This window comes from Kribbella sp. NPDC059898 (assembly GCF_042730855.1).
GTDB lineage: Bacteria > Actinomycetota > Actinomycetes > Propionibacteriales > Kribbellaceae > Kribbella.
In genome coordinates, this window is record NZ_JBHWKR010000001.1 from 127,165 (window position 1) to 153,694 (window position 26,530).

30 protein-coding genes are annotated in these 26,530 nt (G+C 69.4%); 17 read left to right on the forward strand and 13 right to left on the reverse strand.

What is annotated here, in order from left to right; genetic code table 11:
- Positions 1–36: 36 nt before the first annotated feature.
- The 3 genes from ACFV9C_RS00570 (at position 37) to ACFV9C_RS00580 (ending at position 2,756) form a co-directional block, all read left to right on the forward strand.
- Positions 37–1,440 carry a S1C family serine protease gene (locus tag ACFV9C_RS00570; RefSeq protein WP_380189487.1) on the forward strand — a complete coding sequence of 468 codons (1,404 nt, stop codon included), beginning with the start codon at positions 37–39 and terminating at the stop codon, positions 1,438–1,440.
- A 102-nt stretch (positions 1,441–1,542) separates the two neighbouring features.
- Complete coding sequence (locus tag ACFV9C_RS00575; RefSeq protein ID WP_380189489.1) at positions 1,543–2,058, forward strand: DinB family protein; 516 nt, start codon at positions 1,543–1,545, stop codon at positions 2,056–2,058.
- Positions 2,059–2,069: 11 nt separating this feature from the next.
- Positions 2,070–2,756: a pirin family protein gene (locus ACFV9C_RS00580; protein WP_380189491.1), complete on the forward strand. Its 687-nt coding sequence runs from the start codon at positions 2,070–2,072 to the stop codon at positions 2,754–2,756.
- Here the strand turns inward: ACFV9C_RS00580 and ACFV9C_RS00585 are convergent.
- Complete coding sequence (locus ACFV9C_RS00585) at positions 2,753–3,082, reverse strand: L-rhamnose mutarotase (protein ID WP_380189493.1); 330 nt, start codon at positions 3,080–3,082, stop codon at positions 2,753–2,755. The two genes, ACFV9C_RS00580 and ACFV9C_RS00585, sit on opposite strands and share 4 nt — an antisense overlap.
- 221 nt (positions 3,083–3,303) lie before the next feature.
- On the opposite strand from ACFV9C_RS00585, the gene ACFV9C_RS00590 reads away from it, so the two are divergent.
- The gene (locus ACFV9C_RS00590) at positions 3,304–5,205 is read left to right on the forward strand and encodes a penicillin-binding transpeptidase domain-containing protein (protein ID WP_380189495.1); all 1,902 of its coding nucleotides are present in this window, start codon (positions 3,304–3,306) and stop codon (positions 5,203–5,205) included.
- Here ACFV9C_RS00590 and ACFV9C_RS00595 read toward each other — a convergent pair whose 3' ends face one another.
- The gene (locus ACFV9C_RS00595) at positions 5,206–5,616 is read right to left on the reverse strand and encodes a PaaI family thioesterase (RefSeq protein ID WP_380189497.1); all 411 of its coding nucleotides are present in this window, start codon (positions 5,614–5,616) and stop codon (positions 5,206–5,208) included.
- A gap of 23 nt (positions 5,617–5,639) precedes the next feature.
- On the opposite strand from ACFV9C_RS00595, the gene ACFV9C_RS00600 reads away from it, so the two are divergent.
- Positions 5,640–6,104 carry a GNAT family N-acetyltransferase gene (locus ACFV9C_RS00600; protein WP_380189499.1) on the forward strand — a complete coding sequence of 155 codons (465 nt, stop codon included), beginning with the start codon at positions 5,640–5,642 and terminating at the stop codon, positions 6,102–6,104.
- Here ACFV9C_RS00600 and ACFV9C_RS00605 read toward each other — a convergent pair.
- Entirely contained in the window at positions 6,101–6,922 is an 822-nt protein-coding gene (locus tag ACFV9C_RS00605) for an alpha/beta fold hydrolase (protein WP_380189501.1), read from the reverse strand. The genes ACFV9C_RS00600 and ACFV9C_RS00605 overlap by 4 nt on opposite strands.
- A 62-nt stretch (positions 6,923–6,984) precedes the next feature.
- On the opposite strand from ACFV9C_RS00605, the gene ACFV9C_RS00610 reads away from it, so the two are divergent.
- The 6 genes from ACFV9C_RS00610 to ACFV9C_RS00635 all read left to right on the forward strand — a co-directional run bounded on the left by ACFV9C_RS00610 (position 6,985) and on the right by ACFV9C_RS00635 (position 12,901).
- Positions 6,985–7,827 carry an NAD(P)H-binding protein gene (locus ACFV9C_RS00610; protein WP_380189503.1) on the forward strand — a complete coding sequence of 281 codons (843 nt, stop codon included), beginning with the start codon at positions 6,985–6,987 and terminating at the stop codon, positions 7,825–7,827.
- A 185-nt stretch (positions 7,828–8,012) separates the two neighbouring features.
- A complete protein-coding gene (locus ACFV9C_RS00615; protein WP_380189505.1) occupies positions 8,013–9,002 on the forward strand; it encodes an ATP-binding cassette domain-containing protein in 990 nt (329 codons plus the stop codon).
- Complete coding sequence (locus ACFV9C_RS00620) at positions 8,999–9,811, forward strand: ABC transporter permease (protein ID WP_380189508.1); 813 nt, start codon at positions 8,999–9,001, stop codon at positions 9,809–9,811. Before ACFV9C_RS00615 ends, ACFV9C_RS00620 begins: the two co-directional genes overlap by 4 nt.
- Positions 9,808–10,602, forward strand: coding sequence for an ABC transporter permease (locus tag ACFV9C_RS00625; RefSeq protein ID WP_380189510.1), 795 nt, complete (start codon positions 9,808–9,810; stop codon positions 10,600–10,602). The genes ACFV9C_RS00620 and ACFV9C_RS00625 overlap by 4 nt, the downstream gene beginning before the upstream one ends.
- A gap of 18 nt (positions 10,603–10,620) precedes the next feature.
- The gene (locus ACFV9C_RS00630; RefSeq protein ID WP_380189512.1) at positions 10,621–11,664 is read left to right on the forward strand and encodes a DNA polymerase IV; all 1,044 of its coding nucleotides are present in this window, start codon (positions 10,621–10,623) and stop codon (positions 11,662–11,664) included.
- 43 nt (positions 11,665–11,707) lie between these two features.
- A complete protein-coding gene (locus tag ACFV9C_RS00635) occupies positions 11,708–12,901 on the forward strand; it encodes a Fic family protein (RefSeq protein WP_380189514.1) in 1,194 nt (397 codons plus the stop codon).
- A 4-nt stretch (positions 12,902–12,905) separates the two neighbouring features.
- Here the strand turns inward: ACFV9C_RS00635 and ACFV9C_RS00640 are convergent, their stop codons facing one another.
- Complete coding sequence (locus ACFV9C_RS00640) at positions 12,906–13,883, reverse strand: phosphotransferase family protein (protein ID WP_380189517.1); 978 nt, start codon at positions 13,881–13,883, stop codon at positions 12,906–12,908.
- Positions 13,884–14,054: 171 nt separating this feature from the next.
- On the opposite strand from ACFV9C_RS00640, the gene ACFV9C_RS00645 reads away from it, so the two are divergent.
- Entirely contained in the window at positions 14,055–15,059 is a 1,005-nt protein-coding gene (locus ACFV9C_RS00645; protein WP_380189519.1) for an Abi family protein, read from the forward strand.
- Between the two features lie 38 nt (positions 15,060–15,097).
- On the opposite strand, the gene ACFV9C_RS00650 is transcribed toward ACFV9C_RS00645, so the two are convergent.
- Together ACFV9C_RS00650 and ACFV9C_RS00655 are read right to left on the reverse strand one after the other, a co-directional pair.
- On the reverse strand, positions 15,098–15,937 hold the full coding sequence (locus tag ACFV9C_RS00650; RefSeq protein ID WP_380189521.1) for an amidohydrolase family protein: 840 nt from the start codon (positions 15,935–15,937) through the stop codon (positions 15,098–15,100).
- 13 nt (positions 15,938–15,950) lie between these two features.
- Positions 15,951–17,054, reverse strand: coding sequence for a mandelate racemase/muconate lactonizing enzyme family protein (locus ACFV9C_RS00655; RefSeq protein WP_380189523.1), 1,104 nt, complete (start codon positions 17,052–17,054; stop codon positions 15,951–15,953).
- Between the two features lie 71 nt (positions 17,055–17,125).
- Here ACFV9C_RS00655 and ACFV9C_RS00660 point away from each other — a divergent pair, with 71 nt between their 5' ends.
- Genes ACFV9C_RS00660 through ACFV9C_RS00675 form a run of 4 tightly spaced genes read left to right on the forward strand, consistent with a single transcriptional unit; the run spans position 17,126 to position 19,703 of the window.
- Positions 17,126–17,821 carry a GntR family transcriptional regulator gene (locus ACFV9C_RS00660; RefSeq protein WP_380189525.1) on the forward strand — a complete coding sequence of 232 codons (696 nt, stop codon included), beginning with the start codon at positions 17,126–17,128 and terminating at the stop codon, positions 17,819–17,821.
- 10 nt (positions 17,822–17,831) lie between these two features.
- Positions 17,832–18,683 carry a fumarylacetoacetate hydrolase family protein gene (locus ACFV9C_RS00665; RefSeq protein WP_380189527.1) on the forward strand — a complete coding sequence of 284 codons (852 nt, stop codon included), beginning with the start codon at positions 17,832–17,834 and terminating at the stop codon, positions 18,681–18,683.
- Between the two features lie 33 nt (positions 18,684–18,716).
- Positions 18,717–19,316 (forward strand): class I SAM-dependent DNA methyltransferase, encoded by a 600-nt coding sequence (locus tag ACFV9C_RS00670; protein WP_380189529.1) that lies wholly within the window; start codon positions 18,717–18,719, stop codon positions 19,314–19,316.
- Positions 19,317–19,325: 9 nt separating this feature from the next.
- Positions 19,326–19,703 (forward strand): VOC family protein, encoded by a 378-nt coding sequence (locus ACFV9C_RS00675; protein ID WP_380189531.1) that lies wholly within the window; start codon positions 19,326–19,328, stop codon positions 19,701–19,703.
- Here ACFV9C_RS00675 and ACFV9C_RS00680 read toward each other — a convergent pair.
- The 4 genes from ACFV9C_RS00680 to ACFV9C_RS00695 are packed head-to-tail and all read right to left on the reverse strand — an operon-like array spanning position 19,700 to position 22,909.
- Positions 19,700–20,074 (reverse strand): hypothetical protein, encoded by a 375-nt coding sequence (locus ACFV9C_RS00680; RefSeq protein ID WP_380189533.1) that lies wholly within the window; start codon positions 20,072–20,074, stop codon positions 19,700–19,702. The two genes, ACFV9C_RS00675 and ACFV9C_RS00680, sit on opposite strands and share 4 nt — an antisense overlap.
- Positions 20,071–21,294, reverse strand: a complete 1,224-nt coding sequence (locus ACFV9C_RS00685; protein WP_380189535.1) for an alpha/beta hydrolase — start codon at positions 21,292–21,294, stop codon at positions 20,071–20,073. Before ACFV9C_RS00685 ends, ACFV9C_RS00680 begins: the two co-directional genes overlap by 4 nt.
- A gap of 50 nt (positions 21,295–21,344) precedes the next feature.
- Positions 21,345–21,722: a hypothetical protein gene (locus ACFV9C_RS00690; RefSeq protein WP_380189537.1), complete on the reverse strand. Its 378-nt coding sequence runs from the start codon at positions 21,720–21,722 to the stop codon at positions 21,345–21,347.
- Positions 21,719–22,909, reverse strand: a complete 1,191-nt coding sequence (locus ACFV9C_RS00695) for an alpha/beta hydrolase (RefSeq protein ID WP_380189539.1) — start codon at positions 22,907–22,909, stop codon at positions 21,719–21,721. Before ACFV9C_RS00695 ends, ACFV9C_RS00690 begins: the two co-directional genes overlap by 4 nt.
- Before the next feature lie 139 nt (positions 22,910–23,048).
- On the opposite strand from ACFV9C_RS00695, the gene ACFV9C_RS00700 reads away from it, so the two are divergent.
- Complete coding sequence (locus ACFV9C_RS00700; protein ID WP_380189541.1) at positions 23,049–23,690, forward strand: LysE family translocator; 642 nt, start codon at positions 23,049–23,051, stop codon at positions 23,688–23,690.
- Here the strand turns inward: ACFV9C_RS00700 and ACFV9C_RS00705 are convergent.
- The 3 genes from ACFV9C_RS00705 to ACFV9C_RS00715 form a co-directional block, all read right to left on the reverse strand.
- Positions 23,671–25,041 (reverse strand): MFS transporter, encoded by a 1,371-nt coding sequence (locus ACFV9C_RS00705; RefSeq protein WP_380189543.1) that lies wholly within the window; start codon positions 25,039–25,041, stop codon positions 23,671–23,673. The genes ACFV9C_RS00700 and ACFV9C_RS00705 overlap by 20 nt on opposite strands.
- Positions 25,042–25,197: 156 nt before the next feature.
- Positions 25,198–25,563, reverse strand: a complete 366-nt coding sequence (locus ACFV9C_RS00710; RefSeq protein WP_380189545.1) for a DUF1304 domain-containing protein — start codon at positions 25,561–25,563, stop codon at positions 25,198–25,200.
- Between the two features lie 15 nt (positions 25,564–25,578).
- Positions 25,579–26,496: a phosphotriesterase gene (locus ACFV9C_RS00715; protein WP_380189547.1), complete on the reverse strand. Its 918-nt coding sequence runs from the start codon at positions 26,494–26,496 to the stop codon at positions 25,579–25,581.
- Positions 26,497–26,530: the final 34 nt, after the last annotated feature.

Here is a 26,530-nt window from a genome sequence, read left to right on the forward strand (position 1 = left end):
AGGCGGCTTTCAGGTCCGGCGGACAAAGTACGTGCCATGACCGAGAACCAGCCGCAGCAGCCGCAGCCGCAACCCGGCCAGAACGCACAGGGACCGGAAGGGCCGGAGCGGACGCAGCAGCTGCCGATGTACGGGCAGCATCAGCAGCAGCAGTACGCGCCGCAGGGCGGGCAGCCGCGGCTGGACTCGGGGCCGCAGGGGCAGCGGCAGGGCCAGTACCCCGCAGGCGGGGGCACTTACCCGCAGTTCGGGCCACAGGGGACGCATCAGGGGACGTCTCCTGGCCCGAACTGGCCCCTCGGACCACAGCAGGTCACGGCAACGGCACCCAAGCCGAAGCGCCGCCTCGGGCTGGCCGCGGTAGCGCTCACCGCGCTGCTGGTCGGTACGGCGGGCGGTGTCGGCGGCGCGGCCGTGTACTCGGCCAGCAACGACCACTCCACGAACACCCCGTCGGTGACCGCTCCGCTGAACGGCAACCAGGCGGCGCCCGCATCGGCACCGGACGGCTCCGTGCAGAGCGCGGCGGCGAAGGTCCTGCCGAGCGTGGTGAAGATCGCGGTCGCCAGCCAGCAGGGCCAGGCGACCGGGTCGGGCATCGTGATCAGCAAGGACGGCCTGATCGTCACCAACAACCACGTGGTCGCCGGCGCCGGGCAGGGCGCGACGCTGACCGTGATCCTGAACGACGGCCGCTCGGTACCGGCGACGGTCAAGGGCACGGACCCGCTCACCGACCTCGCGGTCATCCACGCGAACGCCACCGACCTGACGCCGGCCACCCTCGGCCAGAGCGGGAGGCTGGCCGTCGGGCAGGGCGTGGTCGCGATCGGTTCGCCGTTCGGCCTGGAGGCGACCGTGACCAGCGGGATCGTCTCGGCGCTGAACCGGCCGGTGACGTCGGGCGACCAGCAGCAGGACAGTACGACAGTCTTCCCAGCAATCCAGACGGACGCCGCGATCAATCCGGGGAACTCCGGCGGCGCCCTGATCGACCTCGCCGGCCAGGTGGTCGGTATCAACAGCGCGATCAAGACCGCCGGCGGATCGGGACAATCCGAGGGCGGGAACATCGGCCTGGGCTTCGCAATCCCGATCGACCAGGCCAAGCCGATCATCGACGAGCTGGTGGCCAAGGGCAAGGCCACGCATGCGCGGCTCGGTGTGACGGTCGGCGACGCGCAGTCCTCCGACGGGCTCACGAACGGAGCACGCCTCGGCGAGGTCACGTCCGGCGGTGCGGCGGACAAGGCCGGTCTGCAGTCAGGTGATGTGGTCACCGCTGTGGACGGCAAGGCGATCGCGTCAGGGGACGCGTTGGTCGCCGCGGTCCGCTCGCACCGCCCGGGCGATCAGGTGAAGCTCACCGTCACCCGGAGCGGCAAGACCCAGACGATCACCGCGACACTCGGCTCCGACAACGGGAACCCGACGGGCTGATCGTGCGTCTCACCCAGTAGACCGGACTGCGCCGCCCACCGAGCGGCGCAGTCCTCTTTTATTGCCCTGCGGCGGCCGGGCGAATTGGCTACGGTTCGCGGCATGACACTTTCCCGGGAGAGGCCGCCGCTGGTCGCGGACGAGCGGACGCAGCTGGTCGGCTGGCTGGATCAGCAGCGCTCGCTGGTGCGCTGGAAGCTGGAGGGGCTGGCCGCTGCCGACGAGTACCGGGCAGTGCTGCCGGACTCCCCGCTGATGACGCCGGCCGGGCTGGTGTCGCACATGCGGTGGACCGAGCACTGCTGGTTCAACGTGCTGTTCCTGGGCGAGTCGTACGACGGCAACCCGCAGTTCCAGGAGGAGCCGGAGGACGCCGACATGCGGATCACCGGCGTACCGCTGGCGCAGCTCCTGGACGAGTTCGAGGCGCAGTGCGCACTGTCGAACGAGATCGTCGCGGCGCACTCCCTCGACGACACCGGGAAGCACCCGGAGTTCAAGTCCGCGCAGGCGACGCTGCGCTGGATGCTGCTGCACATGGTCGAGGAGACCGCGCGGCACGTCGGGCACCTGGACGCGATGCGGGAACTGCTCGACGGGCATAAGGGGTATTACTAGAGCCTGTGGAGATGCATCGGGCGGACGAGCGGTTCCGGTCGGCGAGTGAGTGGCTGGACTCGCGGCACTCGTTCTCGTTCGGGCCGCACTACGACCCGGCGAACGTCGGGTTCGGGTTCCTGCTCGCGCACAACGACGAGACGGTTGCCCCCGGCACCGGTTTCGCTACGCATCCGCACCAGGACCTGGAGATCGTCACCTGGGTACTGCGCGGCGCGCTGGCGCACCGGGACTCGGAGGGGAACAGCGGCGAGGTGCATCCCGGGCTCGCGCAGCGGATGACCGCGGGCTCCGGCATCCGGCACTCGGAGTGGAACGACGGCGCCGACCCGGTGCACTACGTCCAGATGTGGGTCCGCCCGGACCGGTTCGACCTGCCGCCGTCGTACGAACAGGCCGAGCTCGACCTGTCCACGGGCGAGCTGGTCCCGGTGGCGTCAGGGCTGGCCAAGCACGCGTCGTCGACCGCGATCCGCATCAACCAGCCGGCGGCCGGGATGTCCGTCGCCCGGCTGATCCCGGGCGGGACGGTCGAGCTTCCGGGAGCGCCGTACCTGCATCTCTTCGTTGCGAGCGGTACGGCGACCCTCGACGACGCCATGCTCGGTACGGCGGACGCAGTACGGCTGACCGATGCCGGCGGACGAGTCACCGCCGGGCCGGACGGGGCCGAGGTGCTCGTGTGGGAGATGTACTAGTCGCCCTGCTCGCTCATCGTCCAGACGTGTCGCAGGGACTGGCCGGCGACGCCCTCGGGGTTCTCCGCGAAGCCCTCGACGAACTGGCTCATGTGCTGCTGCCAGCGCTGGTCGGTCGGGTTGTCGCGGAGGTACGCCACCGCGGACTCGTAGTCGTCGGACTCGACCAGGTGGAACAGGTCCCGGCCGCTGCGCCAGATCGACCAGTCGCTGATCCCGGCGGCGTGCATCACCGTGATCAGTTCCGGCCAGACACGGGCGTGCTCGGTCTCGTAGGCCTCTTCGGTTCCGGGGATCAGGCGGCTGTGCAGCGCAAGGCGGGTCACAAAGGAGCAGAATACGCCGCGCGGGGCGGCCGTGGAACGCGGTTCCAGAGTCCGGCGGACCAATTCACCGATCGTCTTGGTCCCGATTCGCACCGGCTCTGCGGACAACTCCCGCGCCGGAAACTGCGTCGTACTTGGGGGGATTGAGTAGGTTGCCGAGGTAGCCACACGCCGAAGGCCGTGTCCCGGTGTCCATCCGTCGTCGTGCGAGAGTTGGGAACGTGAAGCGAACCACTGCGATCGTCTGCCTGAGTAGTCTGCTGATCACCGCTGGTTGTTCGGACAGCAAGTCCGGCGGCGGCAAGTCCGGGAACGACGAGCAGAAGGCGTCCGGAGCGGTCATCAAGCAGTTCGCCGACGCCTGGGTGCAGGCGTGGGCGCCGAACGGGAAACCGGACGCGGCCGGCGCACTCACCGACAGCCCGACCGTGTTCGCCAAGCGCCTCGACGACGTCGACACCGCGCTGGTGGCGAGCACCGTGACCGTCACCCCGCAGGACCTCCCGAAGTGCTCCGACGGCAACAACTGCACGCAGGACCTGGCCGTCGAGGCGCAACTGCGCGGCATCGGCACGATGAAGTGGACCAGTACGGCGACCGCGGTGAAGACCGGTGACGCCTGGAAGATCAAGGCCTCCGGCGACACCATCTACCCGGGTCTCGGCGACAACAACTACCTGAAGCGGGTCCGCGCGCTGCCGGCCCGGGCGTCGATCCTGGACCGCAACGGTGTCGCGCTGACCGCGAACCGGCAGGTCGTGATCGTCGGCGTCGCGTCCGGTACGAAGGCGACCGCGGCGACGTACGCGGCGTTCACGCAGTACCTGCAGGTCGACGGCGCGAAGCTGGCCGCGCGGGCGAAGGCGGCCCCGGCCGGGCAGTTCGTGGACGCGATCACGATCCGCGCGGACGAGTGGGAGGCGCTGCGCCCGAAGATGCAGGCGCTGCCCGGCGTACTGACGATGGGTGGCACCCAGTCGCTGCCGCCGACCGCGACGTTCGCGAAGTCGATCCTCGGCACGATGAAGACCGCGACCGCGGACACGCTGAAGAACGCCGGCCCGACGGCGTCGGCGCAGGACCAGGTCGGCACGACGGGCCTGCAGTACGCGTTCCAGCAGCAGCTCGCCGGTACGCCGGGCGGCACGGTGACGCTGCGGGACGGCAAGACCAAGCTGACGATCAAGACGGTCTTCACCCAGAAGGGCACCGCCGGCCAGCCGGTGAAGACGACCCTCGACACGAACATGCAGAAGACCGCCGAAGCCGCGCTCGCGACCAGCAAGCTGCCGGCCTCGCTGGTCGCGGTGCAGGCGTCCACCGGGCAGATCCTGGCCGCAGCGAACGGTCCGCAGCCGACCAGCTACAACCGCGCCTTCCAGGGCCGGTACGCGCCGGGTTCGACGTTCAAGATCGTCACCTCGGCCGCGCTGCTCGGTGCGGGTGAAACCACCACGACACCGCTGCCGTGTACGCCGACGATCAACGTGTTCGGCAAGACGTTCAAGAACTACGACGGCCTGACCGCGTACGGCGCGGGCACCATGCAGAAGGCGTTCAACGAGTCCTGCAACACCGCGTTCATCTCGCAGCACGCGAAGCTGCCGAAGGACGCGATGACGAAGACCGCCGCGATGTTCGGCATCGGCCGCGACCTCGGCCTGTCGCTCGGCGCGTACGGCGGTCAGGTGCCGGCGCCGAAGGACGACGTCGAGGAGGCCGCGTCGATGATCGGCCAGGGCACGGTCACCGCCAGCCCGCTGGCGATCTCGCTGGTCGCCGCGGCGGTCGACCACGGTACGGCGATGAAGCCGGTGCTGGTGCAGGGCAAGGACGCGGCCGGCGCCGCCGCCTCCCCGCTGCCCGCGGCAACGGTGGCGGCGCTCCGGACGTTCATGCGCACCACGGTCACCGGCGGTACGGCGAAGGTGCTCGCCGGGAACGGCGCGGTCGCCGCGAAGACCGGTACCGCGGAGGTCGTGGTGAACGGCAAGGTCACCACCAACGCCTGGATGGCCGGCTACCGCGGCGACGTCGCGTTCGCCGTCATCGTCGAAGGCGGCGAGTCCGGCTCCCACACCGCCGGCCCCATCCTGAAAACCTTCCTCTCCAGCTTCAAGTAGTCACCGGCGGACGGCGATCACCGTGCCCTGGGCGAGGGCGCACAGGGTTTCGGTGGTGCCGTCGACGGTGCGTAGTTCGCAGGTGCAGGTGGCCTGGCGGCTGGTCGCGTGCGCGACCTTCGCGACGGCCCGCAGTACGTCGCCCTGCGCCGGGCGCAGGTAGTTGATGGTGAACCCGCCCGTCAGCACCTCCGGCCCGAGCGCCGTACCGCCGGCGAACGTGAGCGCGTTGTCGGCCGCGTAGCTCAGCACCCCACCGTGCAGGAACCCGTTCTGCTGCTGAAGGTCCTCGCGAATGTCGAGCTCCAACGTCGCCCCACCGTCCCCGAACGCCGTCACCCGCGCCCCGACCAACACACTGAACGGCTGCGTCGCCAGCAACTTCTGAGCCACCTCGAGCGTCAACTCCATGCCCATCAGCCTAGAGTCGGCCTGTGAGTACGCCGAAGGTGGAGCTTCGTCCGATGACCGTGGGCGAGTATCCGGAGTTCAAGGAAAAGCTCGCGACCACGTTCGCGACCGCGATCGGTCCGGCGCGAGGGTTGACCTCCGAGGAGGCGCTGAACGTCTCGTACGCGGAGACCGAGAAGCTGCTGCCGGACGGGCCGGACACGGAGCAGCAGCTGCTCTGGGTCGCGATGGCGGACGGCGTACTGGTCGGGATGCTCTGGATCACCACGCGGGCGCGGCTCCCGTTCGTGTACGGGGTCGAGGTGGCGGCCGACCAACGCGGCAAGGGCTACGGCCGGGCGATCATGCTCGCCGCCGAGGAGGAGTGCCGGCGGCGCGGGTACGACGCGCTCGAGCTGAACGTGTTCGGCGACAACGCGACGGCGATCGGGTTGTACGACTCGCTCGGGTACGTCGTGACCTCGCAGCAGATGCGCAAAAGCCTCTAGGTGAACCGCCTGATCAGCTCCGCGAACCGGGCCGGCTGGTCCAGCGGGATCAGTGTGTAGCTGTCCTCGACCAGCGCGAGCTCGGCCTGCGGCAGCAGCTCGGCGAGGCGGCGGCCGTGGTCGAGCGGCATCACGCGATCGTCGGCCGCCCACACCACGAGTGCGGGCCGGTCGAAGCGTGCGAGGTCCGGCGCGGCCTCGTCGAGCACCCGGCGGTCCGCGAAGACCGCGCGCAGCATCCGCACTGTCTCCGCGCGGATCTCGGGCTGCTCGAGGACCGGGCGGATCCAGCGCGCGGTCGTGGTGTCGCCGCGCTTCGTCAACGTCCCGAACGCGAGCGGCGATCGCCGGATCGCCTTGACCCGCAACTGCTGCATGAACGCCCCGAACAGCGCGGGCGGCAGCTTGCCGGACAGCGCGAGCGTCCGCCCCGTCAGCCCGGGCGGAAGGTTGTCGAACGCCTCGCACGAGGCGAGCACTGCACGGCCGACCCGCTTCGGGTCGTCCCGAAGTACGAGCTGGACAACCGCTCCGCCGGTGTCGTTCCCGACGAGTACGACGTCCTGCAGGTCGAGCCGGTCGAGGAACTCCACGACCAGGCGGGCGATCCCCGGGAGCGAGAGGTCCGCGTCCATCGGCAGCCGGTGCGCGCCGAACGGCAGCGTCGGCGCGAGGCAGCGATGGTCCGCGGACAGGTCCGCGATCACGTCGTCCCACAGCGACGCGTCCATCAGCAGCCCGTGCAGCAGGACGACGACCGGGCCGGGCCCGCGGTCGACGTACTGCAGGGTTCCGGCGGACAGCTCGAGCTCGTTCATCGGTCTCCTCTATGGTTAGTATGGGAATCATAATATACGGAACTCATACTGAGGAGTGGATGATGATTCTGATCACCGGTGGGACGGGGACCGTGGGGCGAGCGGTGGCTTCGGCGCTCGTCGGGCGTGGGGCGGCGGTCCGGGTGGTCGCGCGTTCGGTGGCGGACGTGCCGGCGGGGGTCGAGCGGTTCGCGGCGGACCTCGGTGACCTGGGCAGCGTGGCGCCCGCGCTGAAGGACGTCGACCTGCTGTTCGTGCACCCGCGGGCGGTCGGCGAGCAGGCGGCCGGGCTGGTCGCGCTCGCAGCCGAGCGCGGCGTACGGCGGGTGGTGGTGATGTCGGCGATCAACGTCGACGACGACCCGGCGCTGCCGCCGTCGCGGTGGAACGGCGACCGGAACCGGGAGGTCGAGGCCGCGGTCGCAGCGGGCGGGCTGCCATGGGTCGCCGTACGGCCGACGTCGTTCGCGGCGAACGCGGCCGGTCTGTTCGGGGCACAGGTCCGGGCCGGCCACGTTGTGCGGGCGCCGTACGGCGACTTCGCCGAGGCGTTGATCGACGAGGCGGACGTGTCCGCCGTACTGGCCGAGGTGTTGGTCGACGACCGGTGGGACGGGCAGCGGCTCGCGATCACGGGGCCGGAGCGGTTGACCCAGCGGGAGTTGGTGGAGGTCATCGCTACGGTCCTCGGGCTGCCGTTGCAGTTCCAGGAGGTTCCGGCGGAGGCCGCCGTCCGGGGGATGGTCGCCAACGGTCTGCCGGAGGCGTTCGCTCAGGCGCTGATGGAGCGGTACGCGAAGGTCGTGACGCCGGCAGCCACGGACACCGTCGAGCGGGTTCTCGGGCGGCCGGCGCGGTCGTTCGCGGACTGGGTCGGGGCGCATCGGGAGGCCTTCCGGCGCTGAAACCTGCTGGACGACGCTTTCCGGGTCGGAATACCGTGGGGGTGGCAGCCGCACGTCGAAAGGACCCACAGGGAGCGATGTCGACACCTCGCCGTTGATTTCGGCTGAGGTGCGAGGCCTGCGCTCTGCGCGTTTACGCGTTGACGCTGCCCGGTCCCGACATTCTCTCGAAAGCGGTGCATTTCGTGACGCCTGTTATCGCGGCACATGACCTGACCAAGACCTACACGTTCCATCAGCAGCGCGCCGGACTCGGCGGCGCGCTGAAGAGCCTGGTACGGCGCAAGTACGAGACCCGGCTCGCCGTCGACAAGATCTCGTTCACGATCGGCAGCGGCGAGGTCGTCGGGCTGCTCGGCCCGAACGGCGCCGGTAAGACGACCACGCTGAAGATGCTGTCCGGTCTGCTCTACACGACCGCCGGTGACCTGGAGGTCCTCGGCCACACCCCGTCCGACCGCAAACCGGACTACCTGCGCCGGATCGCGCTGGTGATGGGCCAGAAGACCATGCTGTGGTGGGACGTCCCGGCGATGGAGAGCCTGCTGCTGCACAAGGACATGTACGGGCTGTCCACCGCGGAGTTCGACCGGAACGTCGCCGAGCTCGCCGAACTGCTCGAGGTCGAGCACCTGCTGAACGTGCAGGTCCGGAAGACCTCGCTCGGTGAGCGGATGAAGCTCGAGCTGATGGCGGCGCTCGTGCACGGCCCGGAGATCCTGTTCCTGGACGAGCCGACGATCGGGCTGGACGTGGTCGCGAAGGCCCGGGTCCGCTCGTTCCTGGCCGACGTCAACCGGCTCCGCGGCACCACGATCCTGATCACCAGCCACGACATGGACGACATCGAGGCGCTCTGCTCGCGGGTGATGATCATCGACCACGGCCGACTCCAGTTCGACGGCGGCCTGGACGATCTGGTCCGTACGGCGCAACCGCGCAAGCTGGTACGGGCGACGTACGCGACACCGGTCGACGCGAGTCAGCTCGACGGGGTGACCGCGTTCTCGGGCACGACCGTCGAGCTCGAGGCCGACCGGGAGCGCACCGGTGCGGTGCTGGAGCAGCTGATCCAGCTCGGTCCGCTGGTCGACCTGGACGTCGCGGACGCCGACATCGAGGACATCATGCGGGACCTGTTCCTGCACCGCAGCACGCTCGGCGACGCCTCATGAGCACGATCGCGCGGAACCTCCGCGTCGTACGGCGGATGACGGCGGCCGAGATCGCGCAGCAGTCCGTGTACCGCGCGGCGTGGGTGATCTTCATGCTCGCGAACATCTGCGTGCCGATCATCTCGCTGCTGATCTGGCGGACCGCGCTCGCGAGCGGGGCGCAGCTGCCGGTCGACGAGCGGTACGTGACGACGTACTTCGTGCTGCTCGGCTTCGTCACGATGGCGACGTCGTCGTGGATGGCCGGGTTCCTCGCGCAGGACATCCGGCTCGGCAAGCTGTCCAGCTGGATGATCCGGCCGGCGTCGCTGCTGGTCGGGTTCGTCGCGAACAACCTGTCGGAGAAGTTCCTGAAGCTGATCGCGCTGGTGCCGATGATCGGGATCGTCTGGTGGATCTTCCGGGACTCGATGAACATCGCGGCCGGTCCGGGGCGCTGGGCCCTGTTCGCGGTCAGCATCGTGTTCGGCGCGATGCTGACGTTCACGATCGACATCCTGATCGCGTCGCTGGCGTTCTGGATGGACGACGTGAGCGCGCTGGTGCAGGCCCGCGTGATCGTGTCGGGTGTGCTGTCCGGTTCCGTCGTACCGCTGGCGTTGATGCCGTCGTGGTCGCGTGGGTTCGTCGACCACCAGCCGTTCCGGTACACGGTGTCATTCCCGGTGGAGATCGTCGCGGGTCAGCTCAGCGGGCGGGAATTGCTGGCCGGGTTCGGACTCCAGCTCGGGTACGTCGTCGTGCTCGGCGTACTCTCCCGGGTCGTCTGGGCGGCCGGGATCCGCGCGTACTCGGCGGTGGGCGCATGAGGATCTGGCTGCACGTGAAGCTGTGGCGGCGGTTCTTCCTGCAGGCCGTCGTCCGCGAGACGCACTACCGGGCGCACTTCCTGACCACGTTGCTGGTCGGGCTGGTGCAGCTCGGGCTGGGGATCGTGCCGACGCTGCTGCTGTTCGGGTTCACGTCCGAGGTGCACGGGTGGACACGGGCGGAAGTGATCGCGCTGGTCGGCGTGTTCCAGATCGTCACCGGGCTGATCGCCACGTTCGTCGCGCCGAACCTGAACCGGATGACGACGTACCTCACCGAGGGCGAGCTGGACGGCGTACTGCTGCGGCCGGTGTCGAGCCAGTTCTACCTGACGCTGCGGTGGATCAACGTCGCCGAGCTGACGAACGTCGCGAGCGGCATCGTCGTACTCGTGATCGGGCTGGTGCAGGCCGGCCTCAGCATCGGACCTGGACAGGTTGTACAAGCCTTCGTGCTGATGTGTTGCGGGCTGGTGCTGCTGACGTGCGTGTGGTCGGCGTTGGCGTTCCTGGCGTTCTGGCTGCAGTCGGTGAACCCCATCGGGATCGTGTTCCTGAGCATGGTGGAGGCCGGGCGGTACCCGTTGGTGTTCTTTCCGGTGGCGGTACGGACGTTCCTGACGTTCGCGTTCCCGGTGGCGTTCGCGACGACGTTCCCGGTACGGGCGCTGGCCGGCGACCTCGGGTGGTCACCGGTGGCGCTGGGCCTCGGGCTGTCCGTCGTGGCGTTGCTGCTGGTGCGGCTGGTGTGGCGGCGCGGCGTGCTGACGTACTCCAGTGCGTCCAGCTGATGTGGTTACCTGTGAGGTATGAGCTGGTGGGTCCTGCACGTGGACATGGATCAGTTCATCGCGGCCGTCGAGATCCGGCGCCGGCCTGAGCTTCGCGGGCTGCCTGTCGTGGTGGGTGGTTCGGGCGATCCGACCCTGCCACGACAGGTGGTCGCCACCGCGTCGTACGAGGCCCGCGCGTTCGGCGTGCATTCCGGGATGCCGGTGCGGGCGGCGTACAAGAAGTGCCCGGACGCGGTGTTCCTGCCGTCGGACCCGAAGGCGTACGACGCGGCGTCGGCCGAGGTGATGGACACGCTGCGGACGTTCCCGGTGGTGGTCGAGGTGTGGGGCTGGGACGAGTGCTTCGTCGGCGCGTCGACCGACGATCCCGAGCGACTCGCCGCCGACCTGCGGGCCGCCGTACTCGAGCGGACCGGGCTGACCTGCTGCGTCGGCATCGGCGACAACAAGACTCGCGCCAAGCTGGCCACGAACTTCGCGAAGGCCGCCGGGGAACGCACCGGCATCTACCGCCTGACCGCCGCCAACTGGCGGGAGGTGATGGACCACCGCCCGGTCCGCGATCTCTGGGGCATCGGCGCCCGGATGGAGCACAACCTCAACGAACTCGGCCTGCTGACGGTCGCCGACCTCGCCGCGGCCGATGTCGACGTACTGAAGAAACGCTTCGGCCCCAAGATGGGCACCTGGTACGCCGCCCTCGGCCGCGGCCTCGGCGACACCCAACTCACCGACGTCCCCCGCGAACCGGTCTCCCGCAGCCACGAGGAAACGTTCCCCACCGACCTCGCCGACCGCGAGTCCGTCGCCCGCGAACTCCGCCGCATCGCCGTCGAAGTCACCCAGGAAGTCGTCGCCGAAGGCCGCACGATCCAACGCGTCTGGGTCAAACTCCGCTTCGTCAACTTCTACACCCCGATCAAGAGCCGCAAACTCCCCTCCCCCACCCAGGACCCCGAAGTCATCGCCACCACCGCCCAGACCCTCCTGGACAAATTCGACCTCCACCGCCCCATCCGCCTCCTCGGCGTCCGCGTCGAGTTCGTCCCGCGAACCTGAGTCCTGTATAACTTTATTTCAACAAAGTTATACAGTGGACGATGTGAACCAACTATCTGTCGGCTGGGAGCGTTGCGAGTGGGACGCGGCCGGTCAGCCGATGTCCCGGCGCGAGCGCGCGGCGGCGCGGGGTTCGTACCTCGCGTCGATTCCACCGGACATCGCCGGCCAGCAGTTCGACCTCCCGTCCGACGTCGCCGCCGCAGCCGAGGACGCACTGATCGAGATCTCCCGGTTCGACGCCGAACTGGCCGCCTCACTCCCCGCGGCCGACGGCGAACTCGCGCCGCTCGCCGTCGTCCTGCTGCGCACCGAGTCGGCGTCGTCGTCGCAGATCGAAGGCGTCACCGCGGGGGCGAAGGCGCTGGCGATCGCCACGCTGAACGAATCCGCCGGCCAGAACGCTCGCTTGGTCGCAGCCAACGTCGAAGCCATGCAGAAGGCGATCGGTCTCGCCGACGACCTCAGCGTCGGCTCGATCCTCGCCGCACACCGCGCCCTCATGCACGATCAGTCCTACGCCCGCCCGGGCATGATCCGGGACGGGCAGGTATGGATCGGCGGCGGGCCGACTCCGCACACCGCGACGTTCGTTCCGCCCCGGCAGGAACGTGTTCCGGCGCTGCTCGAGGACCTGGTCGCGTTCTGTCGACGTACCGACATCCCAGTCCTTACACAGCTTTCGATCGCGCACGCCCAGTTCGAGACGATCCATCCGTTCAACGACGGCAACGGTCGTACCGGACGCACGCTGGTGCACGCGATGCTCCGTAGGTCCGGGGTCACCCGGCGCCTGACCGTCCCACTCTCGGCAGGTCTGCTCACCGACACCCGCGCGTACTTCGCGGCGCTCGGCTCGTACCGTGAGGGTGATCCGGCCCCGATCATCACGCAGTTCGGCCGTGCGGCGTTCGCTGCTGTCGGCAACGGTCGCTGGCTGGTCACCGATCTCATCGGCATCTACGACGACTGGCAGCAGACGCTTCCCTCGCGGAAGGGCTCGGCAGCCCGCCGTCTCCTGCCCCACCTGTTGAGCCAGCCGGCCGTCACCGTTGCGCACATCCAGCAGCACCTGGGCGTGTCACAGCCGGCCGCCCAGCGTGCCGTCGACCAACTCGTCGACGCCGAGATTCTGCAGCAGATCTCGACCGGAAAGCGCGACCGCGCCTGGATCGCCCGCGAGGTGATCACCGCGCTCGACAGCTTCGCCTCACGGTCGGGTCGCCGCAGCAGCTGAACGGTTAGGTCAGGTCGGTGAGGAGCTTTGACAGGTCGTCGAAGCTTTGGTGGACGGCGGTCGGGTTGTTCAGGCGGTGGCGTTCTAGGCGGACGGCGGCCAGGTGGCGGGCTTTGTAGATTGCTGCGCGCCAGGTGGCGGACGGGGAGGGGTCCAGGGGGCCGTAGGTGTCCCAGAAGGCCTTGCGTTCGTCGGGTTTTGCTTGGGCCATGCGGATGGTCCAGTCCGCGGCGGGGTCGCCGAACTCGGTGCGGTCGAAGTCCAGGACGCCGGTGATCCGGGGTTCGGGCGCGGCGGGGTCGAGTAGGCAGTTGACGGTCCACAGGTCGCCGGTGAGGAGGCGTGGTTCGCGGACTTCGTCCAGGATTGCGCGGCCGTGGGCGGACAGGTCGGCGGCGGTTCGTACGTCGGTGGCGTCGAGGCCGGCGTGCTCCAGGTCGTCGGCGATCTGGAGGAAGCTGGTGATGACGGCGTCGCTCCAACGCCCGTACGACGGATTGTCCACGCGGCCGAAGGACGGACCGTGTACGTCGTGCACGGTGCGGGTGATCGCTCCGAGTTGGCGGAAGAACGTCGTACGGCCGGAGCGTGGATAGCGGTCGAGGTGTTCCGGGGCGGGTAGACCGGTCAGGCAGGTCTGGATCATCCAGTCGCGGCCGACGACGTCCTGCGACCAGTCGACGGCCAGCACCCGCGGCATCAGCGGAGCGATCGGCGTCAGCCACGGGACGCTCGCGTACTCGTTCCGCATCAGCTGCAGCTCGGACCTGAACTGCACGGCCTCCTCGGGCGCCACCCGCAGAATCACCGGCTCGGGCAGCTCGATCCGGTACACGTTGTTGTAACCGCCGTACCCCAGCTCGACCGCCACCACCGGATCCGCGTCACCTCCGAAAGCGCGGCGACAGATCGCCACGATCCCGTCAGCGTCGACGGGCTGCTGAAATGCACCCGCCTGCCGTTCCAACGCTCGGAGCTCCATCTTCGTTGTCCTCTCGGCGTCCGCGCAGAGCCCGTCATGATGCCGTCCGCGATGCTGCCAGTCACTTTGCGTAGGCGCGACGAAAGGCCTATGATAAGGACATCAACACCGGCCCCGCTGTTGGCTTCGTGCCAACAAGGGCCGGTTTTCTTATGGGGGCATCACCACCGTATGGCGGAGTACACCAAGCCGCATCTGACGCATGAGCAGCAGTTGGCGCAGATAGTTGGTCGCGGGCTCGCCTGCGCCGACGAAGCAGTTGCGATCGAGCTGTTGAAAACGGTCGGGTACTACCGACTCTCCGCATATATCTACCCCTTCCGGGAGTTTCGTCAGGAGAGTTTGGACGGTCGGCCGGCGAATGGGCCGTACCGCTCGGACAGCATCCGTGACGGCATCACCTTGGACCACGTAGAGGCTCTCTGGAGGTTCGACCGGAAACTCCGATTGGTCTGCCTCGACGCGATCGAGACTGTGGAGATCGGGCTTCGGAGCCGACTCGCTTACGTCGTGGGACTTCGAGATCGCCTCGGACATGTCCACCGCGGCAGTCTCGACGCTGATGCTTGCTCTCGACCCGCGCGAGTGGGCGGGCAGCAGACGGGCCTGGACGCGTTCGACCAGTGGCTCGCCAAGTACGAGGTTCTCGAACACGAGGCTCGCAACGAGGAGTACGTCGTACACCACAAAGAGAAGTACGACGGCCATATGCCGGTCTGGATCGCGGTCGAGTTCTTCGACTTCGGGGCATTGAGCCGGCTGTTCGGTCTGCTGAACAAGCACGACCAGAACACGATCGCCAATGACATCGGCATCCGTGGCGGTCCGCTCCTGGCAGCCTGGCTGCGAGACGTGAACTACCTCCGGAATCTCTGCGCCCACCACTCCCGGCTCTGGAACCGTCAGCCCACCTACAAGCCTGGAAAGTTCAATCCTTCACAGGTCGGGAGCACTCTCGTCCACGCGGCCCAACTGGAACCACGCAACAAGATCTACATCCACCTTGCCGTATTGGCCTACCTGGTCCGATCTCTCGACCCCCGCCAGAACTGGCCTCTGGCGCTGCGCACGCTCGTCAAGAAGTTCCCACCGATCCCCGGCATTTCTCCAGAGACTGGTATGGGCTTCCCTGAGGGGTGGTCAGACCTTCCACTGTGGACGATGAAGCCCACGTAGCTGCCAGGCAACGTCCACGATGAACAGGCGGCCGTCAGCTAGAGGTCGTAGGCGCGAGTCGCTGTTGTGGCGAAGATGTCTTCTCGCTCGGTTGCGGACAATGCGGCGGTGAGGGTTTCTGCGGTGGACACGACCTCGGCGTACGACGCGGCCAGGAGACAGACGGGCCAGTCGGAGCCGAACATGACCCGGTCGGGGCCGAACGCGCTGAGGACGACGTCGGCGTACGGCTGGAGGTCGGCGGGTTTCCAGGTGTTCCAGGGCGCCTCGGTGACCATGCCGGAGAGTTTGCAGGTCACGTTGGGGAGAGCGGCCAGCGCCTCCAACGAGGTGGACCAGGGAGTCAATGGATCGCCGATGACCGGCTTGGAGATGTGGTCGACGACGAAGGGCAGGTTAGGCAGGTTGCGCGCGGTCTGGATCGCGGCGGGCAGATGCGGGGTCCTGGTGAGCAGGTCGTAGGCCAGGCCGGCGTCGGCGACGGCTTGCAGGCCGCGCTGTACGTCGGGACGCAGCAGCCAGTCGACATCCGGTTCGTCGTGGACCTGGTGGCGGATCGCCTTCAGGTACGAGCCGTCGGGCCGGGCCTGCAGCGCCGCCAGCGTGTCGGCGACGTCGGGCGCGGTGAGGTCGACCCAGCCGACCACACCTGCCACCAGGTCGTTGCCGGCAGCAATCTCCAGGAACTCGACCGTCTCGTCGAGCAGGCCGACGGTCTGCACGAGGACTGTCGCGGTGACGCCGGCCGCCGCGGCGAGCGGTTCGAGGTCGGCGATCGAGAAGTTACGACGGATCGGATCCAGCTCCGGCCCGGTCATCCAGCTCTGCTCGCGGACGGTCAGGTCCCAGACGTGGTGATGTGCGTCGACTCTGCTCATGCGCCGTACCCTTTCATCCGACCCGGCGGTCGTCGATGGCGTCCTGGTCCCAGTCGATGCCGAGACCCGGTACGTCGGGGGCGACCGCGTGCCCGTCGACGATCTCCATCTCGGACGACGTGATCGCGCGCAGCTGCGGGATGTGCTCGACGTACCGCCCGTTCGGTACGGCGGCCGTGAGGCTGACGTGCAGCTCCATCAGGAAGTGCGGGCAGACCTCGAGGTTGAACGTCTCGGCCAGGTGCGCGACCTTCAACCACGGCGTGATGCCGCCGACCCGGGCCACGTCCACCTGGATGATCCCCGCGCCGCCGGCCGCGGCGTACTCGCGGAACTGCGAGACGGAGTACAGCGACTCGCCGACCGCGATCGGGATCGACGTCGACGCGGCCAGCCGGACGTGCCCGGTCACGTCGTCGGCCGGCAGCGGCTCCTCGAACCAGGTCAGGTCCACGGCCTCGAACGCCGCCGCCCGCCGGCGCGCCTCCGGGTACGTCATCGACTGGTTCGCGTCCACCATGACGTCCAGCGCCGGCCCGACCGCGTCCCGCACAGCGCGGAGCCGCTCGAGGTCCTCATGGACGCGCGGCTTCCCGACCTTGAGCTTCACCCCCGGCCAGCCGGCCTTCTGCGACGCGAGCGCGCCGGCGACCAACTCGTCCGTTGTCAGGTGCAACCAACCGCCTTCGGTGTCGTACAGCGGCACCTGCTGGCGGTACCCGCCGGCCAGCCGCCACAGCGGCTCGCCCGCGCGCAGGCAGCGCAGATCCCACAGGGCCGTGTCGACCGAAGCCAGCGCGAGCGAGGTGATCGCGCCTACAGTCGTGGCATGCGTGGACCAGAAGAGATCCGACCACAGGGCCTCGACGTTGCGCGCGTCCGTGCCGACCAGCCGGGGCAGCAGATGGTCGCGGAGCAGCGCGAGTACGGCGGTGCCGCCGGTGCCGATCGTGTACGAGTACCCGAGGCCGCTCAACCCGTCCGCGGTGGTCAGCCGGACGAAAACGGTTTCCTGCTTGAGGAACGCCTGTACGGCGTCGGTCCGGACGGTTTCGACTTCGAGGTCGACCAGGAACGCCTCGGCCCGGACGATCGCCGTACTCACATGAGCCTCCAAGATCCTATAGGATATTGCGCATCTAGATGCTGCCCCTTCACACTGGACGGGTCAAGCGGGAGGAGCGACAGGTGACTGATGCGCACGCAGGTCTGGCCGGGCAGCTCACCCGGCTGCCGCAGCGCCAGGTGCTGAGCGACGACGTGTACGAGACGGTCAAGGGCCTGATCATGGACAGCGTGGTCGAGCCGGGCACCCGGCTCAACATCGACGCGCTGACCCGTGAGCTGGGCATCTCCCAGACCCCGATCCGCGAGTCACTGGCCCGGCTGGAGTCGGACGGCCTGGTGATCAAGGAGCCACTGCGTGGGTACCGGGTGTCGTCGCGGCTGACCCGGGACGAGTTCGAGGACCTCTTCGAGTACCGGCTGCACATCGAGCCGTGGGCGGCCGGACGGGCCGCGGAGCGGGCGGGTGACGACGACCTCGCCCGGCTCAAGGACGAGATGCTCAGCTACACCGACGTACCGGACCGTCCGTCGTACGAGAGCTACCGGGCGATGGCCGCGCACGACCAGCGGTTCCACGACCTGGTGCTGGAGCTGTCCGGCAACGAGACCGCCCGGCTGTCCTTCCAGCGGACACACTGCCACCTGCACCTGTTCCGGCTGTACTACGGTGGCGGCATCGCGACGAAGGCGTTGCGAGAGCACAAGACAGTGGTGACCGCCGTCCGCAAGGGCAACCCGGAGGAGGCGGCCGCGGCGATGCGGTCGCACATCGAGGCCTCCCGCGCCCGGCTACGGCCCATGTTCGACCAGGCCTAGGGAGACACCTGTGGAACTGCTCCGCCTCGGGGCGGTCGGCGAGGAGCGCCCGTACGTGCGCGCCGCCGACGGCACCGTTCACGATCTGACCCCACTGAGCGCTGACATCGACGGGGCCTTCCTGGCCGCCGACGGCATCGCCCGCACCCGGGCCGCCCTCGACGCCGGCGAACTGCCCACGGCCGACGTCGAGGGACTGCGGATCGGCGCACCGATCGCCCGGCCGGGCGCGGTGGTCTGCATCGGCATGAACTACGCGGCGCACGCGGCCGAGGGCGGCGCCGAGCCGCCGAAGCAGCCGATCGTGTTCTTCAAACACCCGAACACCGTCGTCGGACCGAACGACGACGTCCTCGTCCCGCGCGGTTCGGTGAAGACCGACTGGGAGGTCGAGCTCGCGGTCGTGATCGGCAAGCAGGCGCGGTACGTCGAGACCGACGAGGAGGCGCTCGCCTGCGTCGCGGCGTACACGGTCTCGAACGACGTCTCCGAGCGTACGTTCCAGATCGAGGTCTCCGGCGGGCAGTGGTCGAAGGGCAAGTGCTGCGAGACCTTCAACCCGCTCGGGCCGGCGCTGATCCCGGCCGACGAGGTCTCGGATGTGCAGAACCTGCAGCTCCGCTCGTGGGTGAACGGCGAGCCGCGGCAGGACTCGAACACGCGGGACATGATCTTCTCGGTGGCCGCGCTGATCCGCGACCTCTCGCAGTACATGGTGCTGAGCCCGGGCGACATCGTGAACACCGGCACGCCGGAGGGCGTCGCGCTGTCCGGCCGGTTCCCGTACCTCTCCCCCGGCGACACCATGGAACTCGAGATCGAGGGCCTCGGCCGGCAGCAGCAGGCACTGGGCAAGGCCTGAAAACTGTCCCCGGCCGGCTCTAGGGTCGGCCGGGTGGACTACCTCGACGACATCAGCACCTCGTACGACAACGTCGCGGCCTCGTACGCCGCCCTGATCGTGGACGGCGCCGACTGGGAGGTCGAGGCGTTCGACCTGGTCGGCAAGCTGGTCGCGGGGAGTGGGCGGCCGGTGCTGGATGTCGGTTGCGGGCCGGGCCGTACGACGGGGCTGCTGGCCGGGCGGGATCTGCCGGTGATCGGGATCGACCTCTCGCCGGGGATGATCGAGGTCGCCCGCCGCGACCACCCAGGCCTCGACTTCCGGGTCGGCTCGATGACCGCGCTGGACCTTCCGGACAGGTCGGTCGCCGCGGTCGTGTCCTGGTGGTCGATCATCCACCTGCCGCGGGACGTCGTACCGCAGGCCTTCGCGGAGTTCCACCGGGTGCTCGCGCCGGGCGGGTTCCTGTTGCTCGGGTTCCACGTCGGCGAGCAGTCCACCCACAAGACCTCGGGGTACGGCGGCCACCCGATGAACATCTACGTCCACCGCTGGACCGGGCCGGCGCTCACCGAACTCGCGGCCGCGGCGGGACTCACGCCGTACCAGGTGAGCGATATTCCCGAGGACCGATTGCTCTTCCAGAAGTAGCCTCTGCGCATGACTTCCCGCGTGCGGACCGTGACGTTCGATGCCCACAATCCCTACGAGCTGGCCGGCTTCTGGTTGCAGGTCCTGAAGGCCGAGCGCCCCGACGACGACCACCCCGGCGAGCCGTACGCCGCCGTCCCCGCCGACGGGATCACCGTCCTGTTCGAGCAGAACAACGACGACAAGGTGGTGAAGAACCGCGCCCACCTCGACCTGGTCCCCGACACCACCCGGGACGAGGAGGTCGCCTGGCTGCTGACGCTCGGCGCCACCGTCGCCCGCGACCACCGCGATCCCGACGGCAAGGGCTGGGTCGTGATGCAGGACCCCGAGGGCAACGAGTTCTGCGTCCTCCGCAGCGAAGCCGAGCGCGCCGCCACCTCTTAAAGCTCCGGGGTCTCCCCGGACAGGGTGATCCGCCAGTCGCCGTCCCAGGTGTGGACGGTGACCTGAAAGCCGTCACGGGTCGCAGAGGCCCGGTGGTGTGGGGGTTCGGCGGGCGGGACGGATGTCTGCCAGCCGCGCTGTTCGAGTGCGGCGACGGCGGCCGAGAGCTGGCCGGCCGGGTCGACGATCGACGGATGGCCGTTCTCCACGGTGATCGAGCAGATCGTCGCGGGACCGTCGCCGTCGGAGAGTACGTCGGGGTTGACCGGGCCGGCGTCCTGCGTGACCACGCCCTCGTACCCCGGTACGGCGGCGGCCGCGACCGCGAGGAGTTCGGCGCGGAGGAAGTCGCGGGCCTCGCTCAGCGTCATCGTGCGGGTCCTTCCACTCGGGGCGCTCGACGGGCCACAGTCTTCCGCGGCGCCGCCGTACTGACCTTCCGCAGCGTCGCGATTCCGTCGAACACCTTCGCGATCGGTACGGCGGCCTTCGACTGCGCCACCGTACGCAGCGCGCCCGCCCACGACACCCCCAGCATCCGGGTCTCCTCGGCGGGCGTCGTCCGCGGGGCCAGGGTCACCGCGTCGAGGTCACCGCGAACGACCCGGCCCACATTCGCCATCGACTCGCTGTTCTTCGCGAAGTAGCTCATGTGCCCGGTGACCTGCCGTTGCGCGTTGTCGGTCGCGATCCGTACGACGTCCGGGAACGACGCCGGATCGGGCCCATGCTGCTCGGCGTACGACACATAGTCTCCGCGCGCCCGCAGCGCCCCGAAGAACTCGCAGCCAGGCGGCGTCAGCTGTGCGCCCAACGTGATGCTCGGGTCGACGCCGGGGCAGCCGGTCACCAGGTAGCGGTGGGCCCGCGCTCCGGCGAGCATCGCCCGGCCGACCACCTGGGCGCCGAAGCTGTTGCCGATCAGCGTGACCTTCGCCTTCGGTGCGACGACACCGAGCCCGGCCTGGAACCGGCACAGCAACGGCGCGGCCGCGCGGGAGCGCTCGGTCGACCGCCCTTCCTCCAGGTCGAGCGGGGCGTAGTACCCGACCCACATCACGGTCGCCGTACCCGGACCTGACTCCTGCCGGATCTCCTCGGCGCGCACCGACTGCGCCCGGGCTCGCTCGAGGTCGTTGTTCATGCCCGGCACCAGTACGGCGATGTTGTCCGCGTTCTCGAGGTCACCCCGGACCTCGATGAGCCGCCCTTGCCCGTCGGGCTCGACTAGCAGGAACTGGCGCGGGACCTCCACGACGACCCGGTTCCCGTCAGCGTCGACGTCCAGCCGGGTCCCGGCCGGCTGGAGCAGTTCGTCGAGCGTCTCCAACCGCATTCGCTGCGCGGGCGTCGCCTGCCCGTTCGCGTCCAGCCTCCGCAGGCGTTGCTGCGCCGCGACCAGGATCAGGTGGTTCGCGCGGTACCGCAGCTGGACCGGCGCTCCGTCCAACCGGCCGACCTGCTCGGGCCGGTTCTCCGCCAGCGCCCGCGCCTCCGCGGCGGGCAGCGCCCGGAAGACGGCGTCGACCTGCTGGACTGCTTCGTCGTGCGGGAGGTCCCGCACGCGCGCGATCAGCCGATCGAGGTCCACCGCTGAGAGACAAGCGTTTCCCGGTGACCTACAAGTGACGACGCGTTGAACTACAGGTCATCGACGTACGGCGTCTCGCCCGTGAACGTGATCCGCCAGTCCGTGGCCCACGCGTGCACCGTCACGTCGTACCCGTCACGCTTGGCGGCGACCCGATAGTGCCCGTCCTCGGGCGGTACGACGTCCGCGCTCCACCCGCGGGCGCGCAACGCCGACGCCGCGGCCTCCACCTCGGCCCCCGGATCCGGCGCGTGTGGATTGCCGGTCTGCACGGTCACCCGCGACACGGTGGCCGGCCCGCGACCGTCGAACAGTACGCCGGGGTTCACCGGCCCAGGATCCCCCGTGACGACAGGCCGCTGACCTGGTACGACGGCCTCCGCCACCGCCACCAGCTCGCCCCGCAGGAACTCCCGCTCACCCGTCATCGCCGCCGCCCTTCCGACCGCTCACCGCGGGACGCGATGGTCGCCTTGACCCGTGCGACGGCCGACGTCGCGGACGCGACCGACGTACCGGACAGCGCCGCGACACCATCGAACGCCGCCGCCGCACCGTCACGCCCTTCCCGCCGGCCGCCACCCGACATCCCGTCGCCCAGCTCGACCCCGTGGCGCTGACCGCCGGTGATCTTGTTGTACAGCGTCGACACCGCGTGGGACAGCTTGTTCAGCGGCACGGCCCACCCGAGCTTGGTCTCCTCGCCGCGGCTGGTGTCCGTCGTGGTGACCGCCTTCAGGTCGTCCCGGACCACCCGTCCGACGTTCCGCAGCGCCTCGCTGTTCTGCCGGTAGTACTCGTTGTGCCAGTGCACCGACACCGGGTCCTGGCCGTGCGGGTCGGCGGTCGCCATCCGGATCGCGTCCGGGAACGTCGCCGGGTCCGGCCCGTGCCACTCGGAGTACGACACGTAGTCCCCCGGCGCCCGCTCGGTGAACAACCGGGTCGGCGGCTGGACGAAGTCGGCGGCCTCGTCGACGTACTTCTCGATCCCCGGCGACCCGGTCAGCACCAGCCGCGCCGGGCGGGCGCCGCACTCCATCACCGCCTCGGCCGCCACGTCAGTCCCGTACGAGTGCGCGACGACTGTGACGTCCGCGTCGTCGTCCTTCAGCTCTTCCAGCTCGTCCAGGCACTCCGCCAGCCGCGGCCCGCCCTCGATCGCGCCCTCCTTGCTCGCCGCCTCCTCGAGACCCTGCGGCGAGTCGTAGTCGAACCACACCACCACAGCGCTGTCCGGCCCGGCCTCCTGCCGGATCAGCTCGCCACGGTCCGACTGGCCCGGGAACGTGTCCAGGCTGTTCCCCATCCCGGGGACCACGACCGCCAGGTGCTTCGCGTGCTCGAGGTCGCCGAGGACCTCGACCGCACGGCCCTTTCCGTCGGGGTCGACCTTCAGGAACTGCCGCGGCCGCTCGACCTCGACCACGTTGCCATCGGCATCGACCGTCGTGGCCTTGACCGGGACGAGCAGCTTGTCGACGGTGTCCAGCCGCCTTCGCTCGTCGTCACTCGCCGTACCGGCCTCCACCGCCGCCCGCAGGCGGTCGCGAGCGCCGACGAGCAGCTCCTGATTCGCGCGGAACCGCTCGGCCAGCTGGTCGGACACCGCCATCGTGACTCCCCGTGACGTCCGGTCCACTGGGGGCGCGGGACCGGGTTACCGCAGTGTCCCAGCCGAACGCCCGGATGGCCAGCGACCACCTGCCGGATACGCCCGTGCGTCGCGACGCCGTCGCACCTACGCTGAGGAGATGCCGTCCGCTCATCATCTGATCGCGTTCGCGGTCACCGCGTTCATCATCATCGTCGTCCCGGGGCCGAGCGTGCTGTTCATCGTCGGGCGGGCGCTCGCGGTCGGGCGCCGGGAGGCCGTGCTGACGATGCTCGGCAACACCCTCGGCGCCACGCTGATGCTGGTCCTGATCTCCGCCGGGCTCGGGACGTTGATCGCCGCGAGCGCGATCGCGCTGACCGTGGTGAAGCTCGGCGGCGCGGCGTACCTGATCTATCTCGGTGTGCACGCGTTCCGGTCCCGGAAGTCGCTGGCCGAAGCGCTCGCGACCGGCGTCAAGCCGAGCAGTGGGCGGAAGACGGTCCGGCAGGGGTTCCTGGTCGGTGTGACGAACGCGAAGACGGCGGTGTTCTTCGCGGCCGTGCTGCCGCAGTTCGTGGACAAGGGCGCGAGCAGCCCGGCCTGGGCGCAGATCCTGATCCTCGGCCTGATCTTCATCGTGATCGCGCTCTGCTCGGACAGCATCTGGGCGTTCGTGGCCGGCACGGCGCGGGAGTGGTTCGCCCGCTCGCCACGCCGCCTCGAGCTGGTCGGTGGCACCGGCGGCCTGATGATCATCGGCCTCGGCGCCAGCATCGCGGTCACAGGGACGAAGGACTAGTACGGCGTCCTGCCGGTACGCCGAGCAACGCCAGTACTGCGGGGAGCCCGAACGCGACGAGGTACGCCAGTACGGCGGAATGCGGTTCCAGGGCCGCGAACAACGACCCGCCGATCGCCAGGATCGTTGCTGTTGACAACGAGTCGCTGAGCTGCGCCGCGGAGCTGTTGGCGCCCTGCTCGTCGCGCTCGGAGTACTCCAGCACGAGCACCGACAGCGTCGGGAACACCGTGCCCATCCCGAGCCCGGTCAGGCTCCAGCCGAGGATCCCGACCAGGATCGGCACCTGCGGGCTGAGCGTCAGCGCCGCCGTGATGATCCCCAGCACGATCGCGACCATCCCGGCCTGCAGGAAGACCGCATGCGAGAACGGCTGCTTCGGACGCCCGCGGTACCAGGACGCCGCCGACCAGCTCAGCGCGCTGACCGTCAGTACGAGACCCGCGAGCGCCGGCGACAGCCCGCGCTGCCGGGTCAGCATCAACGGCAGGAACACCTCCGCGCCGAACCCGGCCGCCGCGACCAGCCCGCGCAACGCGATCACCGACGGCAGTCCACGCCCGAACGCGAACGTCCCCGACGGCAGCAACCGCGGACCGAACACGACAACCCCGGCAAGACCGACGGCCAGCAGTACGAGCTGCAGGACGCCGCGCTGCTGCCCGCCGTAGTGCAGCAGCCCGACACCGACCGCCGCCGCGACCGCCCACAGCGCGCGCTTGTCCCACAGCTTGCCCGGGCGTACGTCGTACACGCTCCCCCGGGCCAGCCCCGGGCGCATCACCAGCACCGCGGGAATCGCGATCGCCGGGACCGCGAGGAACACGAACCGCCAGCTGGTGTGCTCGACGATCAGGCCCGCGATCGTTGGTCCGACCAGCGACGGTACGACCCAGCCGGTCGCGAACGCCGCGAAGATCCGCGGGCGCAGGCGGGCCGGGTACAGGTGGCCGACGACGACGTACAGCGCGACCATCAGCAGGCCGGACCCGAACCCCTGGATCACCCGGCCGACGACCAGCACCGCCATCGACGGCGCCAGGCCCGCGATGATCAGCCCGGCCAGGAACCACGCCGTACCGTGCCAGAGCGGGCGGGTCGGGCCCTTCAGGTCGCACCAGGTGCCGGAGACAACCATCGCGACGACACCGGAGGCGAGCGGTCCGCCGAACGCGAGCGCGTACAGGCTGAGCCCGTCGAGCGCCTGCGCCACGGTCGGCATCGCGGTCGCGACCGCCAGCGACTCGAACGCGGTCAACGTGATCAGCGCGACCATTCCGACGGTCAACGCGCGGTACTGCGGGGACAGGACGCCACCGGTCTCGGTGGTGGGCTCGGCAACTCCGGTCACGGGGCCTCCCTGCCTGGACTGAGGAGCGCAGGGAGCGAAGCGACCGAAGCGACGAGGGAAGGCCGGGAGCTGGAGCCCCGTGGCCCGCTGCGACGGAGTCGCGGCATGAATGCTGTCACTCGAAGACCATCGGTCCTCAAGTGCGCTTTAAGTCAACTAGAGAATGGCGGCGAGCACCAGCGCGACGATCGGCGGAACGGCCTGGGTCGCCGCGGCGCGCGCCATCCGGCGGTCGGAGGCGATCAGTACGACGCCGGCGCCGGCCATGCACGCACACGCGAAGAGCGCGATCGCGTGGCCCTTGTCGCCGCCCCAGATCAGTCCGCCGAGCGCACCGATCGCGAGGAACAGGTTGTAGAACCCCTGGTTGAACGCCCACGGGCGCGCGACCTCGACCTCGTTCTCCTTCACCAGGAAGCGGCCGTACGTGCTCGGCTTGCGGAACAGCAGGCTCTCCATGGCAAACACGACCAGATGGAACAACCCCGCGACGACAACGAAGATCTGCGCGATCACGTTCATGCGGGGAAGGTACCGCTACCCGCGCCAATCCGTCGCGAAGGCACGCGCTGGGTTGTTCCGGAACACTGCGTCGGCGACGTCGGCCCCGAAGTACTGCGTGATCCGCGGGCGGAGGTGGGTGAGCAGGTACGGCATACCCGGGCCTTCGCCAGTGGCGGCGCGAGCGCGGGCCGTGGTGGTGTCGCCGCCGAGCAGCAGGCGGTCGGCGTACCCGGCGTCGATCAGCGCGGCGAGGCAGTCCATCAGGTGCGGGTCGGTCGCGTTGTTCGCCCGGGACGGTCCGTCGAACGCGAGCCAAGCGCCGCGGCGAGCCAGGTCGAGGTGCACGCGGTGGTCCGGGAAGCGGTTCAAGTGGCCGAGGATGACGGCGGCCGGGTGCACGTCGAGCTTGTCGACGAGCAGATCGAGTACGGCGTCCGCGGCGGAACCGAGCTCGTGGTGGACGGCGATCGGGGCGTTCGTGGCGTGGTGGGCCTCGGCGGCGGCCCGCATCACGTGCTCGGCGTGCGCGTCGAGGACGTGGAACCCGCCGGCGACCTTGATCAGCCCGGCGCGGACCTGGGTGTCCGCGATCCCGGTGGTCAGCTCACGGACGAAGATCTCCGCGAGCTGGTCGTACACCTTGTCGACGTACCCGTCCGGGTAGTGCTCACGGCGGTGCAGTCCGGTCGCGGCGACGATCGCGACCCCGGTGCGAGTGGAGATCCCCGGCAGGAGGTCGGCCCGCCGGTTCAACCCGTGCGGCGTCCACTGCACGATCGCCTGCCCACCCGCCTCCGCGAACGCCCGCACCTCGGCGGTCGCCGCCTCCCCGTCGTCCATCACCTGCTCGACGGGCAACGCGGCCGACCGAAAGAACAAATGGTCATGCGAGTCGACAACCCCCAGCGCCCCTGGCACCAGATCGTTCAACACCGTACGAACCCGCATCATCACCCTCTCCCTCAACCCGAACCGTATCCGCCCC